This window comes from Vibrio sp. S12_S33, from assembly GCF_963889785.1.
In the GTDB taxonomy this organism is placed as follows: Bacteria; Pseudomonadota; Gammaproteobacteria; order Enterobacterales; family Vibrionaceae; genus Vibrio; species Vibrio aestuarianus.
In genome coordinates, this window is sequence record NZ_CAWPQZ010000064.1 from 1 (window position 1) to 11,789 (window position 11,789).

At 44.3% G+C, this 11,789-nt stretch carries 7 protein-coding genes, 1 tRNA gene and 5 pseudogenes; 5 read left to right on the forward strand and 8 right to left on the reverse strand.

Translation table 11 applies throughout. The features are described 5' to 3' along the window. Window positions 1-36: 36 nt before the first annotated feature. From AACW06_RS17835 to AACW06_RS17845, 3 genes and pseudogenes are all read left to right on the forward strand, one after another. A tRNA-Asp gene (locus AACW06_RS17835) sits at window positions 37-113 on the forward strand. Window positions 114-347: 234 nt separating this feature from the next. After that, a pseudogene (tnpA, locus tag AACW06_RS17840) lies at window positions 348-464 on the forward strand (IS66 family insertion sequence element accessory protein TnpA); the annotation flags it as partial. 111 nt (window positions 465-575) lie between these two features. Continuing rightward, window positions 576-1,461: pseudogene (locus AACW06_RS17845) on the forward strand (IS982 family transposase). Between the two features lie 104 nt (window positions 1,462-1,565). Here AACW06_RS17845 and AACW06_RS17850 read toward each other — a convergent pair. The 4 genes from AACW06_RS17850 to xylB all read right to left on the reverse strand — a co-directional run bounded on the left by AACW06_RS17850 (window position 1,566) and on the right by xylB (window position 8,022). After that, a complete protein-coding gene (locus AACW06_RS17850; RefSeq protein ID WP_192076111.1) occupies window positions 1,566-2,744 on the reverse strand; it encodes a MalY/PatB family protein in 1,179 nt (392 codons plus the stop codon). A gap of 637 nt (window positions 2,745-3,381) precedes the next feature. Beyond that, window positions 3,382-4,818, reverse strand: a complete 1,437-nt coding sequence (nhaC, locus tag AACW06_RS17855) for a Na+/H+ antiporter NhaC (RefSeq protein ID WP_192076112.1) — start codon at window positions 4,816-4,818, stop codon at window positions 3,382-3,384. Between the two features lie 148 nt (window positions 4,819-4,966). Next, entirely contained in the window at window positions 4,967-6,286 is a 1,320-nt protein-coding gene (xylA, locus tag AACW06_RS17860; protein ID WP_192076113.1) for a xylose isomerase, read from the reverse strand. A 284-nt stretch (window positions 6,287-6,570) separates the two neighbouring features. Beyond that, window positions 6,571-8,022 (reverse strand): xylulokinase, encoded by a 1,452-nt coding sequence (xylB, locus tag AACW06_RS17865; protein ID WP_192076114.1) that lies wholly within the window; start codon window positions 8,020-8,022, stop codon window positions 6,571-6,573. A gap of 252 nt (window positions 8,023-8,274) precedes the next feature. On the opposite strand from xylB, the gene AACW06_RS17870 reads away from it, so the two are divergent. Further along, window positions 8,275-9,474, forward strand: coding sequence for a XylR family transcriptional regulator (locus tag AACW06_RS17870; protein WP_202884108.1), 1,200 nt, complete (start codon window positions 8,275-8,277; stop codon window positions 9,472-9,474). Window positions 9,475-9,481: 7 nt separating this feature from the next. Here the strand turns inward: AACW06_RS17870 and AACW06_RS17875 are convergent, their stop codons facing one another. Next, a complete protein-coding gene (locus AACW06_RS17875) occupies window positions 9,482-9,991 on the reverse strand; it encodes an aldose epimerase family protein (RefSeq protein ID WP_337923497.1) in 510 nt (169 codons plus the stop codon). Between the two features lie 4 nt (window positions 9,992-9,995). Continuing rightward, a pseudogene (locus AACW06_RS17880) lies at window positions 9,996-10,123 on the reverse strand (IS982 family transposase); the annotation flags it as partial. 59 nt (window positions 10,124-10,182) lie between these two features. On the opposite strand from AACW06_RS17880, the pseudogene AACW06_RS17885 reads away from it, so the two are divergent. Continuing rightward, a pseudogene (locus tag AACW06_RS17885) lies at window positions 10,183-10,365 on the forward strand (helix-turn-helix domain-containing protein); the annotation flags it as partial. A 57-nt stretch (window positions 10,366-10,422) separates the two neighbouring features. On the opposite strand, the gene AACW06_RS17890 reads toward AACW06_RS17885, so the two are convergent. Continuing rightward, window positions 10,423-11,546, reverse strand: a protein-coding gene (locus AACW06_RS17890) for an IS3 family transposase (RefSeq protein ID WP_192076116.1) whose coding sequence is annotated in 2 segments (ribosomal slippage) — window positions 10,423-11,294 and window positions 11,294-11,546 — 1,125 coding nt in all. Because the reading frame shifts where the segments join, the coding sequence is not laid out codon by codon here. Window positions 11,547-11,604: 58 nt separating this feature from the next. Then, window positions 11,605-11,789: pseudogene (locus AACW06_RS17895) on the reverse strand (IS5-like element ISVa1 family transposase); the annotation flags it as partial.

The following is an 11,789-nucleotide window of genomic DNA, read 5'->3' on the forward strand; positions in this document are numbered from 1 at the left end:
GCCAGGCTTTGAATATTGTCTAACCAGACACGCAGCGGAGCGGTAGTTCAGTTGGTTAGAATACCGGCCTGTCACGCCGGGGGTCGCGGGTTCGAGTCCCGTCCGCTCCGCCACTTTATTAGAAACCTCAGCAGCAATGCTGGGGTTTTTTGTGTTTAAGGCATTAAAATACTCGTCACTTATTTTCCTTCCACTAGCCTCTCTTCTCTTCTCTTCTCTTCTCTTCTCTTCTCTTCTCTTCTCTTCCCATGCATTTATTACTATAGCGTAAGCGCACCATACACCCCGCATTCTAATCAACCTCAGCACGCCATACGTTTAAACCTCCAACCACAAGGAGATTTGAAATGGCAAAACGACGTACCGACCAAGAATGGCAAACCCTGTTCGAAAAATACCAATCCAGTCATTTATCCCTGCGTGTCTTCTGTGAGCGTAACGGGCTAAATCTATCTACCTTTTATACCAATCACATTAATTAACCTGAACTCGGGATAAAAATAGGCAGGAACTAAAAGCTGGTTCTGCGATCAGATCTTTCGACTAAAAAGGAAATCATCGCAAAGGAACCAGCTATGAAAAAGTTAACTGACCTATTCTGCCATGTCGACGACTTTTGTAAGGCTTTTCTACCTCAGTGGCAAAAACTTCAGCTTGAAAGTGGCGAACGAAAGCGCAACTGCAAAGGTCGTATGTCCGAAAGTGAAATAATGACCATCGTTATTGCTTTCCATATGTCGCACCAGCGTGACTTTAAGAATTACTATCTTGGTATTATTCACCGATACTACAAAAATGAGTTCCCGACGTTGCTTAGCTATCCTCGCTTTCTGGAAGTGATGCCGTCAGTTCTTATCCCGCTAAGTTCTTTTTTTGCTCACGTGAAAGGTGAGCCTACTGGTATTGAATTTATTGATTCTACAAGTATTAAAGTCTGCCATAACTTACGCATACCAGACACAAGGTATTCAAAGGAACAGCGGCAAGAGGTAAAGGTACGATGGGGTGGTTTTACGGCTTTAAGCTTCACATTATCACTAATTACCTTGGTGATATTGTGGCAGCTAAACTTACCCCGCTAATACGGATGACAGAAACCCCGTTCGTGAGCTGTCAAAAGGGCTATTAGATAAGCTTTATGCAGATAAAGGCTATATCAGTAAAGCGCTAACAGCAGACTTGAAAAAGGATGGTATTAGCCTAATAGCGACTCACCGAAAGAACATGAAACCGAAGGTATTAGCGGCTTGGGACAGAGCAATGTTATCTAAGCGGTTCATCATTGAAACCATCAACGACCAACTAAAGAATATTTCTCAGATAGAGCATTCTAGACACAGGAGTCTGCATGGATTCATGCTGAACTTACTTGGTGGGTTAATTGCGTACTGCCTAAAACCAGAAAAGCCATCGTTGAACATAACAATCACTGAAAAATCAGGATTGATGGCGATGGCTTAAACCGATCTCAGGTTATTTACAAACATTCCCACAAGGAAAAGAGGTATCAATAGCAGAACCGGAGTAGGCACGCCGAGCTTTTTAGTTAACTCAATGAAGCAAATTTATGCTTGGGTGCTGAGGGCGTGTTTTAAGCGCTGGCAGGCTTCAACTAATGTAGTTTTTGGGCAGCCCAGATTGAGGCGAATAAAGCCTTTTCCAGCATCGCCAAAGGCAATCCCCATACACGGAACGATACCAGCATCGACAAGTTGAGTTTCCAGCTGGGTATCAACCAACCCTAACTGACGGCAGTCTACCCATGCCAGGTAGCCAGCCTCCGGTTGGGTAAAGCTTAATTGCGGCAGCTCTGTGCTTATAAAGTCGCTGAGATAGTTGATGTTGCTTTGCAGGTAATCTTTCAGCTCATTCAGCCAGTAAGCAGATGTCTGATAGGCGGCGGTAGCAGCACACATCGCCAGACTGTTGTAAACATCCATGCCATGTGCATCGAGACGACAGACAAACTGCGATCGTAACTCCGCATTCGGGATCATGAAATTGGAAATACGCATCGATGACAGACCAAATGTCTTACTGGCAGCGGTCGCAACAACTAGCATGTTTTGTAACTCTGCCGGTAGCGATAAAGCAGAACAGTAATGATGTCCCGGCATGGTTAAATCCCCCCAGATTTCATCGCTCAACAGCCAGACATTGTGCTTTTGACATAGCGTAGCGACTGCCGTGATCTCCTCCAAACTCCATACTTTACCTACCGGATTGTGTGGATTACACAGGATCATCACCTTTGTACCAGCAACAAGGCAAGATTCAAGATGATCAAAGTCCATGCTGTATACACCATGCTCTTCAATCAGCGGGTTTTCAATGATCGTGCGATCATTGAACTCACTTATTTTACGGAAAGAGCCGTAGCCGGGTGTTTGCATTACAATGCCATCGCCCGGTTGAGTCAGCATCTGGATCAGTATGGATAAACCAGGTAGTACACCGTGAATTGTGGTGATCCACGCTTGTGGCAAATGAATATTATGCTGACTCTGATACCAGTTAATGATTGCCTGATAGTAATCATTATCACGCTCAGCGTAGCCAAAGATCCCGTGTTGAATGCGCGTATTAAGAGCCGATAGCACAGCAGGCGGAGCTTGAAAATCGTAGTCCGAAACCCACATTGGAAGCAGTCCGTCGGCCTGCAGTCCGAGCTTTTGCGCCATGAAATCCCACTTTAATGAACCACTGTTATGGCGATCGTTGATCTGATCAAAATTGGTAATCATTGTTTTACCTTATTGTGTATCACCAGCAAGTATTTCTGCTGATTCCATAATAGTCTTGATCTCGTTCTGAGTAATCAAAAATAAGATGTTCAAGACGTTGTTGTAGTGCCTCCATGATAAAACTAGGAGACTCAAAATCAGAATCTGAAACCAACTAGTACTTAAACACAATGAAGATGATTGATTGAAACGGCCAAAATCCGTCATCCCTAGCTGACCCGAGACTGACATCTAGATATATAATTAGCTTGAGATAATCAATTTATTTTCCCACAAAAGATAGTAAACTAGGGATCCATTCTGTACGGTATTATCCCTCTATGAAGAACCTGATTGGTATGTAATCCCTTCAAATTCCATCGAAAATGGATCCTTGATAGCCGCCAGATAAGTCTTGATCAAGTTTAAAAGTCAACTGTCTGGCGGTTTATGGGATGACGACTGTTTGTATTTATCGATTTATTATAAATCTGCTCAATCAATCATAATTAATGAGTCAAGGTACTAGGTATAAATTTATAAACTTCTACACCTAGCCATTTGTCCATTAAATCTCATTTAATACAATTTGTATCCTGTCTTGGTATGATTTTATCAAATTGAGATATCATTATTTACTTACCACACCCTCAATAATTCACTGTTTATTCTCTTGATGAGTTTGAGATGAATTTAGATATTTAATGCCTTTATCTGTTACAGCCCATATCATAGCGAAAATGATTCCAGTGTAACATTGAACAGCCCAAGGTAAGTACGATAGTGTTGGTACACCTAAAGTAGTTGCCATAAAAATACCAGCACTAGTCCAAGGGATTAGCGGTTCAATTACGGTTCCTGCATCCTCTGTAGAGCGAGATAAGTTAACTGGGTCAAGATTCATTTTATGATACAGTTCACGGAATAATTCAGAAGGAATTAATAAGGCTAACTTACCATCACAGGTGGTAGCGACAACGATAATAGTGGTTGCTAAGGTTGCACCTATCAGACTAGTAACAGAGCGAATACCTTTCGCCATACTATTAACTATAATATTAAGCCCACCGATTACAGACATCGCTCCAGCAAATGAAAAAGCACAGAATACTAGCAGGATAACTCCCATCATGGAACTCAGTCCACCACGATTAACCAACTTAGCAACATCAGGGATAACTGCAGATCCAGATAAATTTAGATCAGAAAACATCTCAACGCTAAAGCCATTTAAAAAGGCCGTACTTGCAGTGGTCAAATCAAAGCCTTGGAACACAACAGCGTTAAAGATTGCAATCATACAAGCTGCTAGCATCAAAGGTACAGTAGGTAGTTTTTTTATCGCTCCACCTAATACCAGCACAGGTGGTAACAATAATAAAATATTTAAATTAAATAGCTCATCTAGATTGGTGAGAATTGCTGTTATTTTTTCTGGCGTTGCTACATCTGCAGCCAACGAGCTAAACCCCATTGCAGTAAATACAATAACAGAAACAATAAAGGCAGGAATAGTAGTCCACAATAAGTGCTTAATATGAGAATAAAGATCAGTACCAGCGACAACAGGCGCAAAGTTAGTGGTATCAGATAATGGCGAAATTTTATCACCAAAATAGGCACCAGAAACAACCGCTCCTGCTACTGGAGCTAGATTGGCATCCATTCCCATAGCAACACTCATCAAAGCAACACCAACCGTTCCTGCAGATCCCCAAGAAGTACCTGTACATACACTGACAATACAGCATACTAAGAATGTGGTAACTAGCAGGTATTCAGGTGAGATTATTTTTAGACCGTAATAGACCAAGAAAGGAATGGTTCCACCGACCATCCAACTCCCTATTAAACCACCGACTATAATTAAGATAAACAAAGCTGGCATAGTGGTTTTTATTTTTTCAACAATAGATTTTTGAATATTTTCCCAAGAATGTCCTAGATATAATGCAATGCCTGATGTAATTATTGCTGAAACTAGCATTAATACTTCAATTGATATGCCTAAAAAAGTAAATCCCACAATGAGTAAAAATAGCATGGCTGCCATTGGTATGACTGCTAACATGAAATTTGGCTTTCTAATATTCATATGACCTCGTTAATTTATCTAATGTTAAATATTGATGTTGCAATGAATAATTTCATGACAAAAAAGCAAGAAATAAAATTTGAGCTATAATTTCCAACTTTATCCATCATAAGATTAAAGCCCAGAATAATTCCAGGCTTTAACAGTATTATTTGAAAATATAGCTATTCACCACATTTTCCAGGTATTCCTGCTGTCCTGAGGCGGGCCGTGGTTGTAATTGGTTTGTGACGGCGTGATCAGCCAGCGCGGCCAGTGATAGTTCACCACTCATAATGCGTTTACCCATGTCGCTGTTCCAGCCCGCGTAGCGTTTTGCCACATGGTTAGCCAAGATGTCATTTTCAATCATGCCCGCCGCACGCTCCAATGACAGGGCCATGACATCCATCCCGCCTATGTGGCCATGGAACAGATCTTCACCGGCAATGGAAGGGCGGCGAACATGGGCATCGAAGTTGAAACCACCGGTTATGAACCCCCCCGCTTTGAGAATTTCATACATAACCAGGGTGTTTTCTTCCACACTGTTCGGGAACTGATCCGTATCCCAGCCCTGCTGTGCGTCACCACGGTTCGCATCGATAGAGCCGAACAGGCCAAGAGAGGTTGCTGTCGCGATTTCGTGATGGAAGCTGTGACCGGCGAGGGTTGCGTGATTTGCTTCGATGTTAACTTTAACTTCGTTTTCCAGGCCGAATTGCTTGAGGAAACCGTACACCGTTGCGGTATCGTAATCGTACTGGTGCTTGGTGGGCTCTTGCGGCTTGGGCTCAATCAGGATCGCCCCTTTAAAACCAATCTTGTTTTTGTGTTCGACAACCATTTGCATAAAGCGGCCCAACTGCTCACGCTCTTGACGAAGGTCGGTATTGAGCAGGGTTTCGTAACCTTCACGTCCTCCCCACACAACGTAGTTTTCCCCACCCAGTCGCTGGGTGGCGTTCATCGCATTAAACACCTGAGTTGCGGCATAGGCGAACACTTCAGGGTTAGGGTTGGTGGCGGCCCCGTTCATGTAGCGGGGGTTAGAGAAGGCATTTGCCGTCCCCCAAAGCAGTTTAAGACCAGTTTCGTCTTGCTTTCTTTCTAGTACGTCAACCATTTCTGCAAAGTTGTTTACATACTCTTTTAGAGAGTTACCCTCAGGTGCAACGTCTGTATCGTGGAAGCAGTAGAAAGGTACGTTCAGTTTGGTGAAGAACTCAAAAGCCGCATCTGCTTTCATTTTAGCCATGGACATAGGATCGCTGGCTTTATGCCAGGGGCGATCATAGGTGCCGGCACCAAAGACATCAGCCCCCTGTGCGCAGAGGTTGTGCCAATAGCATGCGGCAAAACGCAGATGGTCTTTCATCGATTTGCCCATGATCATACGATCTGGGTTGTAGTGCCTAAAGGCTAGAGGGTTATTGGTTTCTGTGCCTTCGAACTTAACGGCAGATATGTTTTTAAAAAATTCAGACATAATGGTAATTCCAATTCTGGATAATTGATTTGCTTCGTTAGTTATCATTCTATTTTTTTTACATTTCTTCTATTATGAAATTTAACAGCGTTTTTCAAAAATTTAACTATTGTGCGGTGGAGCACGTAACGACTAAAATTTAAGGCTTACATGTTTATAGGTTGAATTGATAATACATGGTGCAATTAATTGAATAATGAAATGTGGTGGGGGCTAATGTTGGCGGATAATATTAAAAGCACCTTGAAATTTAATTTCACGGTGCTTTTTAAAATCAAAAAAACTTAAAATAGATCCTGAAGTCGGCTATATAACGATTGATAAACTTCACGCTTTTCTGAAAATAACCGATGCTTTTCTGCACAGGGCTTGTGTACCTGAACTAGCTCCGGGACGGGACAGATATCTGAGATCGGAACACTGTCGACCATTGCCAGGTGGGCTAGGCGTGCAGCTCCTAATGCCGGCCCGACATCGCCACTGGCGCGATAGGTTAGTGTTTTGTTCAGGATATCGGCCAGCATCTGGCGCCAGTAGGCACTTTTGGCTCCACCGCCTATCAATGAAATTTCATCCGGAACCAGGTTGGTGACATGCAATGCATCCAAACCGTCGGCGAAGGCAAAACTTACGCCTTCCAGTACGGCTTTACCCAGCTCTGCCCGAGTCGTGGTATGTGTCAGACCAAAGAACACCCCTTTGGCGTTCGGGTTGTTATGCGGGGTGCGCTCACCAGATAAATAAGGTAGGAACACCACGTTAGAGTCAGGGTCGGCTTTCGTTTCTACTTCTGCAATCAATTCTGCCACGCTTGCGGCACCGGTTAACTCTGTGATCCAGACTAGACACGAAGCGGCGCTCAGGATAACCGACATCGAGTGCCAGGTTGCCGGCAAGGCATGGCAGAAACTATGCAGTGCGGATTCAGGGTTGGCAAGAAAACCATCACTTACGGCAAAGTAGACTCCGGATGTTCCCAGCGACAGCATGGCCTGGCCGGGTTCTGTGATCCCCACCCCAATGGCGCCTGCGGCATTATCTCCCGCCCCTGCAATAACTGGTACACATGGCATTCCCCATGCTCTTGCCAGCTCAGGAGATAGGGTGCCTGTGATTTGGTTTCCTTCAAAAAGTTCAGGCATTTGCTCTCTTGTCATCCCTGTCGCCCCAAGCAATTCATCACTCCAATCCCGCTGGGCAACATCAAGCCACAGGGTTCCGGCCGAGTCTGACATATCGGATGCAAAATCGCCTGTCATGCGATAGCGCAAGTAATCTTTAGGCAGTAGCACTTTGTCTATCTGGGAAAAACAATCGGGCTCATACTTTTGCAACCACTTCAGCTTCGGTGCTGTAAAGCCCGGCATCATGATGTTACCCGTAATGTCTCGACTGTTGGGAATAAGTTGTTCAATCTCTTTGCACTCGTTAAAGCTTCGGCCGTCGTTCCATAATATGGCTGGACGCAGGACATTGCCATCGCGGTCGAGCAAGGTTGCCCCGTGCATCTGGCCGGAAAGGCCGATTGCCTGAACGTTAGCCAGATCGAGATGTTGTTTTAACCCGTTAATGGCTTCACACGTTGCCTGCCACCAGTCTTGTGGATCCTGCTCTGACCATAAGGGCTGAGGCCTTGATACCATCAAAGATACGGTTTGGGTGTTTAATATGAGACCATGCTCATTCAGGGCGATTACTTTTACCCCGGATGTGCCAAGATCAATACCGATAAACATACTGTATTCCTTATAATCAGAACGGATGACTTCTATTATGCAATTTTGGCTTATACGGTTTATTAATAAACCAGTAAATGCTTGCGCAGTGTTATAAGTACACATGCTCCTACCCTTTGCATAACGAAACAATTACGTTTTTTAACAGTGGATTTCATTGATTTCACGATTGAGTTATCTATCACAAAGAACGCAGCTGATGACTGTTAATCTTCTGTTATGTTTTTTGGTATGAGCCAAATGATATTTATTATGAACAAACGTTATCGTATTACGCTGTTGTTTAATGCTAATAAAGTCTATGACCGTCAGATCATTGAAGGGATCGGCGAGTATTTACAAGCAACCCAATGTGACTGGGATATCTTTATCGAAGAAGATTTCCGTACTCGATTAGGTAATATTAAAGAATGGGTCGGTGACGGGATCATTGCAGATTTTGACAATCCTGAGATTGAACGTTTTTTATCAGATATAGATACCCCTATTGTCGGTTTGGGAAGCTCGTATGAGAGCGACGAAGACTACCCGCATGTGCCTTATGTCGCCACCGACAACAGAGCGATCGTCGAAATGGCTTTCAATTACCTGCGCGGCAAGGGGCTTGAGAACTTTGCCTTTTACGGTTTACCGGCCAATAATTGGAATCGCTGGGCCAGTGAGCGGGAAAAAGCGTTTAATAGTATCGTCCGCCGCGAAGGCTATGATGGATCGGTTTATCGCGGGAGCGAAACTACACCGCAAACTTGGCAGTATGACATGAACCGTCTTGCTGACTGGCTACAAAGGTTGCCGACACCGACAGGGATCATTGCGGTGACGGATTCCCGGGCTCGCCATTTGCTGCAGATTTGCGATCATTTAAACCTGATGGTACCAGATAGGATGGCAGTCATAGGGATCGATAATGAGGAGCTGGCACGCTACCTGACGCGGGTATCTCTCAGCTCTGTCGGGCAGGGTTGTAAAGAAATGGGCTATCGGGCCGCTAAGATGCTGCACCAGTTACTGAGCAAACCGACAGGCGGAGACGACAAGCTGGGAGATGCGTTTCGGGCTGCCAAGCCTGCTCGGGTTATGATTGCGCCGACGAAAGTCTTTGAGCGCCAAAGTACAGACTATCAGGCGTTGAAGGATCCTTATGTGATTCAGGTAATGCATTATATCCGCCGTAACGCCTGCAAAGGGATCAAGGTGAATCAGGTACTTAGTGCTGTTGGGATTTCGCGTTCCAATATGGAAGTACGATTTAAGGACGAACGCGGTCATTCTATTCACCAGGAAATCCATAATGCAAAGCTGAAACGTGCTTGCTATCTGCTGGCCACAACCCACTTGCCCATTGTTGAAATTGCATCATTATGTGGCTACCCATCATTGCAGTATATGTATACGGTGTTTAAGAAAGATCTTGAACTTACCCCTAAGGACTATCGAGTCACATCAAGGTAAGACTACCTTAATCTGTTATCACCTGATAAACCGTGATATGAGTATATACCTCTCCAGAACTGAAAATGCAGGCTGTAGCCTGCGGCATATTCACTTGATTAGGATAGCACTGTGTTTCAAGGCAGAGCCCGTCATGCTTTTGGTAAATGGTGCCGCTACGGCCTTCAATATCTTGCAGTGAATTACCAGAGTAAAACTGGACTCCAGCCTGATCTGTAGCGATCTTTAGCGTTATCCCTGTCTTTTTGGCATACACATAGGCTATGGGTCTCAGGCCCCGGCCGTTGAGACACCAGCAATGACCATAGCTCCCGGCAATGAGCAGCTGCTCATCGTCAAGGTGGATGCTATTTCTGATGCGCATCGGTTGGCGAAAATCCATGGCAGTGTCGGTAACGGTATGTTTTCTCAAGGGGATAAAATGATCATCTATCGCGAGATAGTCTTCGGTATCTATCTGGACAATATGATCCAAGATTATCTCTATGTCACCGCTTAAATTAAAATAACTTGAGATCGGTTTAAGCCATCGCCATCAATCCTGAATTTCAGTGGTTGTTATGTTCAACGATGGCTTTTCTGGTTTTAGGCAGTACGCAATTAACCCATTAAGTAAGTTCAACATGAATCCATGCAGACTCCTGTGTTTATACTCGTGATCATTGAAGATGCTTGATTTCTCATTAAATCAGGATCATGCGACGCACCATGAAAATAATACTGACTCCTCAACAGAAACAACAACTCGAAGAGATGCACGATTCAACTCGTGATGGTCGAGTGCGTGACCGCATCAAAGTGGCTTTACTCGTGTCTGAAGGTTGGAGTTAGACGATGATTTCTCAAGCGCTTCGTATTCACGAATCAACCGTAGCTCGTCACCTCAGTGATAGAAGTGGACCCCAATGGTTGGACACATAAGCTAATCCTTTAAGTGGTTGACCCAGCTCATGCCGCGTATCTCTGTCTTCCAAAGTAGACCTCATCAGGGGTTAGGTCATTGAGTCCCTGATGCTTACGCTCCTCATTATAAACTACCATGTAGTGATCAATTTCAAGCTCTGCTTCACGGGGCGTGTTGTAAGCTTTTAAATAAACCTCCTCATATTTCAGACTTCGCCATAATCGCTCTATAAAAACATTGTCAACCCATCGACCTTTTCCGTCCATGCTTATTCGTATTCCCTGACTGAGCAACTTCTGTGTGAACTCAGTGCTAGTAAACTGGCTACCCTGATCGGAGTTAAAGATATCGGGCGCTCCGTAGTGTTGAAGCGCTTCTTCGAGAGCCTCAATGCAAAAGCTTGTATCCATGGTGTTAGACAAGCGCCAAGCCAGCACTTTTCGGCTATACCAGTCGATAATGGCAACGAGGTACAGGAACCCCTTTGCCATTGGGATGTACGTGATATCAATAGCCCACGCTTGGTTTGGATAAGTGACTTCGATATCACGTAACAGGTACGGATAAACCTTGTGTGCTTTGTTTGCCAGTGTCGTTTTTGGCTTGGGGTAAATCGCCCCAATGCCCATTTCTCGCATGATCTGAACAATACGCTTGCGATTAACGTTATGACCCTTTTTCATCAGTTCAGTTCGAATACGTCTACTGCCCATGAATGGATACTGAAGGTGAATTTCGTCAATCATACGGCGCAACTCAATCTCCTCAGCAGAGAGTCCGATAGGCTGATAGTAAGCCGTAGAGCGAGCAATATTGAGAAGCTCACACTGACGCTTTATCGGTAGTTGGTTGGATTTAACCAGCGAACTCATTCGCTGTGCTCGGTCTAACGACCGAGCACTTTGGCCAAAAAATCATTTTCCATGGACAATTGACCGATTTTGGCGTGAAGTTTGTCTACCTCTTCGGAATTGTCTTTGCCTAATTGGTTTTCAGAGGCAAAGATCATGGCTGCGTTCTCAAGCAGTTCTTTTTTCCAGGTTGATATTTGGTTGGCGTGTAGGTTGTATTTCTGAGCTAACTCAGCGACGGTTTTATCCCCTTTAGCTGCATCGAGAGCGACCTTAGCTTTAAACTCAGGAGAGTGATTTCTATGTTTTCTAGTCATAATCGGCGTTGTTGATCAAATCAGTTTGAAGAACAATAACACCATATATGACTAGCCGTTAGCTTCTGACGGGCATACCTAGTCCTATGACTTTGTTTATAGCTTTAACATTCGCTATGATTTCGCCCACTTGAGCGTTGTAACATCTCAAGCTCAGTCTACCGCTTGTTAGTCCTTTATATCGGGACATTGCAGTCTCAGATATTGAGCGATAGTGATAACCAGATTGGGCTTTCCACTCCG

What these genes read in the sequence shown, in the direction of transcription:
- xylB (WP_192076114.1), bottom strand. Translation starts at nt 8,022, where the DNA reads ATGTTTATCGGTATTGATCTTGGCACATCCGGGGTAAAAGTAATCGCC.
- AACW06_RS17870 (WP_202884108.1), top strand. Translation starts at nt 8,275, where the DNA reads ATGAACAAACGTTATCGTATTACGCTGTTGTTTAATGCTAATAAAGTC.
- nhaC (WP_192076112.1), bottom strand. Translation starts at nt 4,818, where the DNA reads ATGAATATTAGAAAGCCAAATTTCATGTTAGCAGTCATACCAATGGCA.
- xylA (WP_192076113.1), bottom strand. Translation starts at nt 6,286, where the DNA reads ATGTCTGAATTTTTTAAAAACATATCTGCCGTTAAGTTCGAAGGCACA.
- AACW06_RS17850 (WP_192076111.1), bottom strand. Translation starts at nt 2,744, where the DNA reads ATGATTACCAATTTTGATCAGATCAACGATCGCCATAACAGTGGTTCA.